Source organism: Pseudomonas sp. R62, from assembly GCF_000257605.1.
Taxonomy (GTDB): Bacteria; Pseudomonadota; Gammaproteobacteria; order Pseudomonadales; family Pseudomonadaceae; genus Aquipseudomonas; species Aquipseudomonas atacamensis.
Window position 1 is genome coordinate 2,293,543 of sequence record NZ_JH635999.1, and the last position, 4,518, is coordinate 2,298,060.

Here is a 4,518-nt window from a genome sequence, read left to right on the forward strand (position 1 = left end):
CGGTAACGGCGAGGCCGAAGATCGGCTCCGGCGCATCGATCGAATGCCCCCCCGCCAACGGAATGCCCGCCGCGTCGCACACCGAGCGACCGCCACGAATCACTTCCCGCGCCACTTCCGGCGCCAGCACATTCACCGGCCAGCCGAGAATCGCGATCGCCATCAACGGATCGCCGCCCATCGCGTAGATGTCGCTGATCGCATTGGTCGCGGCGATGCGGCCGAAGTCGAACGGGTCATCGACAATCGGCATGAAAAAATCGGTGGTCGACACCACACCACGCTCGGCATCGATCGCATACACCGCCGCGTCATCACGCGAGGCGTTGCCGACCCAGAGTTTCGGATCGAGGTTCTGTGCGCCGCTGCCGGCGAGGATCACTTCCAGCACCTGTGGGGAAATCTTGCAGCCACAACCGGCGCCATGGCTGTATTGGGTCAGACGAATCGGCTCGCTCATGGGAGAGTCTCTGGCAATGAATGGGGCGGATTCTAGCAGAGCGCGAGAGCGCAGATTTTTGTGCTGACCGAGCGGCCCCTTCGCGAGCAGGCTCGCTCCCACATTTGTACCGTGGTCTCCTGTGGGAGCGAGCCCGCTCGCGAAAGCAATCGAACCTGCCTGCACCGCCCAGTCAGCCCCGCCTGCAAACCTCAGCAAAAATCTGCGTAATCGGCCGATGCGGCTGGCGCTTGTGCATCCGCCGCACTTGTTCGCTTAGTCGCAACAGCTCTTCACTGGGCTTGGCCCATTGCTCTTCGGGCAGCGGCTCGGACCAGGCGCGCATGACTTCCGGCAGCGCCTGTTTGCCGATCCTTTCCAGACGCCGTACTTCCCATTCGACCAAACGGTTTGGAATCGTCCATAAAGTCATGACGTGATACAGGTACCAAAAGAACCCCGACAGCCGCGAGCGCCGGCCTTCACGGATCTGCTGGTGCATCCGCGCGCGGGCATTGCGGAAAGTGTGCAGGCCTTCGTGGGGTGGGTCGTCTGGGCCTTGAAGGTCTTGCAAATCCTGAATGGATTTGAGGTCGTTGACTTCGTACTCCATGTAACCGCGAATCGCTTCCCAGTGGCTGATCGCGAACTCCAGGCCGGCGCATTGGAACTCCTGGCTTATGAGGGTTTCACCTTGGTAGAAACCGATGCCCATGCCGTATTGGCGATGGATCCCGAACTGGGTGGCGCCCTTGGCTTCGATGATCCAGGCGGACAACGATTCCCACGGGACAAAGACAGGTTCGGTGGCGCCTTCGGGCATGAAGCAGACTTCGCGGCGTTGGCGGTTGAAGCGGGTTGGGATGAGGGAGAGACGTTTTTTGTGGACGTGGAGCCAGACGCTTAGACAGATAAGCAAGATCAAGGGGCTGCTGATTAATTCATTTTCCAATGCCACTTCGAATAAACCAACCATTGACTCCCAAATCGCCTCGTTTCCATAGCCAAATAGAATTCCTAGCAAGCCCGTGAACAAAGGAAATAAAACGAGAACTATAAAAGTGCCTGCGGTCGTTCCGCCGATAATTAGCTGCCATGGGAATACCTCCAGTGAGCCGAGACCAAAGTCCATGTATCCGTCATTGAACGCTCCAATATGAGGTCCGTAAGGCGGCATTGATGTAGGTAATGGCAACGGTGCGAGATAGGTAATCTTCCCGCTTGGGAACGGCTCAATATCGCCCGCTTTTTTAACCCCCTCATATTCCGAACTGGAAAGAGGATTACTGCGATTATTCAGCATGGTCAGCCCATTCGAGGTATTGAGTTTCTACCAGCAGAACCATCGTGTTTTCCTTGACCGACCCGGTAGCAACAACTGAGAAATGGCCGCCACCCCGAGGGTCTCCCACCTCGGCCAAGATCAACCGAAACATCCGCATCCAGCGCGGTCCCCTGTGGGAGCGAGCCTGCTCGCGAAGGCGCTCAAACAGGCAAAAACCTCCCCTCCTCTGGTCACAAAACTGCTCTGCATCAGTCCACAGCCCGCCTGCAAACCTCAGCGAAAATCTGCGTAATCGGCCGATGCGGCTGGCGCTTGTGCATCCGCCGCACTTGTTCGCTTAGTCGCAACAGCTCTTCACTGGGCTTGGCCCATTGCTCTTCGGGCATCGGCTCTGACCATGCACGCATGACTTCCGGCAGCGTCTGCTTGCCGATTCTTTCGAGTCGGCGCACTTCCCATTCGACCAAACGGTTTGGAATCGTCCATAAAGTCATGACGTGATACAGGTACCAAAAAAATCCCGACAGCCGCGAGCGCCGGCCTTCACGGATCTGCTGATGCATCCGCGCGCGGGCATTGTGGAATGTATGCAGGCCTTCGTGGGGTGGGTCGTCCGGGCCTTGCAGGTCTTGCAGGTCCTGGATCGATTTGAGGTCGTTGACCTCGTACTCCATGTAGCCGCGAATCGCTTCCCAATGACTGATCGCGAGCTCCAGGCCGGCGCATTGGAATTCGAGGCTGGTGAGGGTTTCGCCGTGATGAAAACCGATGCCCATGCCGTATTGCCGATGGATGCCGAATTGGGTGGCGCCTTTGGCTTCGATGATCCACGCGGACAGCGATTCCCACGGGACAAAGACAGGTTCGGTGGCGCCTTCGGGCATGAAGCAGACTTCGCGGCGTTGGCGGTTGAAGCGGGTTGGGATGAGGGAGAGGCGTTTCTTGTGGACGTGGTGCCAGACGCCTAGGCCGATGAACAGGGTAAAAGGCCCGGTAAATACAGTGTTCTCGCAAGCCTCTTCGAAGATGGCAAGCATTGACGCCCAAATGGCTTCTTGACCAAAGCCGAAAATAATCCCCAAAAACCCAGTAAAAACTGGGAATAAAAAAAGCACCGAGAACGACGTAGCAAATGGCCCTCCCAACGTCATTTGCCACATGAAAGCTTGCGGCTGGCCTAATCCGAAGTCCATGTAAACATCATTGAGCTCACCGATATGTGGGCCATAAGGGGGCATCGGTGTGGGCAGTGGCAACGGTGCGAGATAGGTAGTTTTTCCGCTTGGGAACGGCTCTACATCACCCGCTCTTCTAATCACCTCACATTGCGCATCAACAAGAGGCTCATTGTGATTATTCAGCATGGTCAGCCCATTCGAGGTATTGAGTTTCTACCAGCAGTACCGGAGGGTTTTCCTTGACCGAGCCGGGAACTACTACAGCGAAATGGCCAGTATCCCGAGGATCAATATGAATGACACGTGTTCGGGATGCCCACTCGCCTTTACCATTCACAGCTTGAATACATACGGCAAGTTCTAGCGTTTCCTTTGCAGGCACGTATTCAGAGTTAGGACGTACGGGGTATTGAAGACAAAGCACCAAACCATCTGGTGATGACTTCACGATTCGCAGACTGCTCAATATTTCCTCACTGATGACTTCCTTGCGCAATTGCGGCACACCGCGACCATGCAGCGGTACAACAAGGCGATGGGCACCGATTCCCAGCCGTTGACTCGGTTTACCGTTTAACGACGGCAGAAGATCATTTAGCGCCTGCCTCGGCAGAACCAAATGAATATCGCTAGGCTTCGCGCCAAAAAGCAAAGCCTTCAGCCAAGTGTCGCTTGACTCAGGTCCTGATTGTGCATAAGGAGCGTGTATTAAAAACGCGAGATAACTTTGATAGTCATCGAGGGAGTGGTCACCGCGCATCTCTTCATCACGGCTCCAGGGCGTGATTTTCAACCACTTGTCGTGGGCGGAGAGGTTGTACCGATTGAACAGCCAAGTCCCGACGAACTCCAGCACGGTGAACAACGCGCCGGCTAAATTGAAGCGAAAGAATATTAAAGAAAGACGTGTACCAGCGGCAGCCCAAGCGACTGTCCGCGCCGCATTGTTTTGGGCAGTAATTACTTTGTAGCCAGCAAACAGGGTTTCACCTAAACCGTATGAGTTGGCGGACGCCATGCCGCCGGCGCCCATCGTGGCAAGTGCAGCCCCGCTTTGCGCCGAGTGATCTCCGCTACGAACAGCTTCCTGCCAATTGCGTCTGTGATTTTTAAAACTATTTACGGATGACACTAGGCCGAAGGTGTAAGTGAATATCCCCAACCCCACATGCAACTTACCCATTTGCACACGAACCTGTTGCAACGCTTCAAGCTGCAAACTCCCAACTAGACTCGTGCTGCGAGCCTTCAAAGCTGTATCAGCAAGCCCCTGCGCAGCGGTAAAACCCGCCGCGCCTGTCGCGGCAAGAGCCGCAAAAAAATCCGCCCGTTTCTTCCTGTCCCTCGTCTGCTTCATTACCTCTCGATACGCCCCCACCAAATTCACCACCTGCACCAACACCACCAACAATCCCATCCCCTCCGTCCGCACCAGACTCGCCTTCGAAACCCCCGCCACCCCCGCGCGAATATTCTCCAGCAACCCACGCAATTCCCCGTGCTGCGCCGGCGGAAACACCACCGTCAATCCCGCTTTCGCCGGGGTGGCGCCGTACAGCCGTGCCGAGCGATCCGGCAGTTCGTCAATCGGGCTCAACGCCGCCGCGAGGCGGCCT

At 56.4% G+C, this 4,518-nt stretch carries 3 protein-coding genes and 1 pseudogene; all 4 read right to left on the minus strand.

Annotation, left to right across the window (positions count from 1 at the left end):
- Positions 1 to 460: selenide, water dikinase SelD (gene selD, locus OQK_RS28085; protein ID WP_016775392.1), on the minus strand; the 460-nt coding region annotated here is incomplete at its 3' end.
- A gap of 172 nt (positions 461 to 632) precedes the next feature.
- Positions 633 to 1,742 carry a hypothetical protein gene (locus tag OQK_RS28090; protein ID WP_086783934.1) on the minus strand — a complete coding sequence of 370 codons (1,110 nt, stop codon included), beginning with the start codon at positions 1,740 to 1,742 and terminating at the stop codon, positions 633 to 635.
- 230 nt (positions 1,743 to 1,972) lie between these two features.
- Positions 1,973 to 3,088 carry a hypothetical protein gene (locus OQK_RS28095; protein WP_038861896.1) on the minus strand — a complete coding sequence of 372 codons (1,116 nt, stop codon included), beginning with the start codon at positions 3,086 to 3,088 and terminating at the stop codon, positions 1,973 to 1,975.
- Positions 3,078 to 4,518: pseudogene (locus tag OQK_RS28100) on the minus strand (toxin VasX); the annotation flags it as partial. The gene OQK_RS28095 and the pseudogene OQK_RS28100, both read right to left, overlap by 11 nt.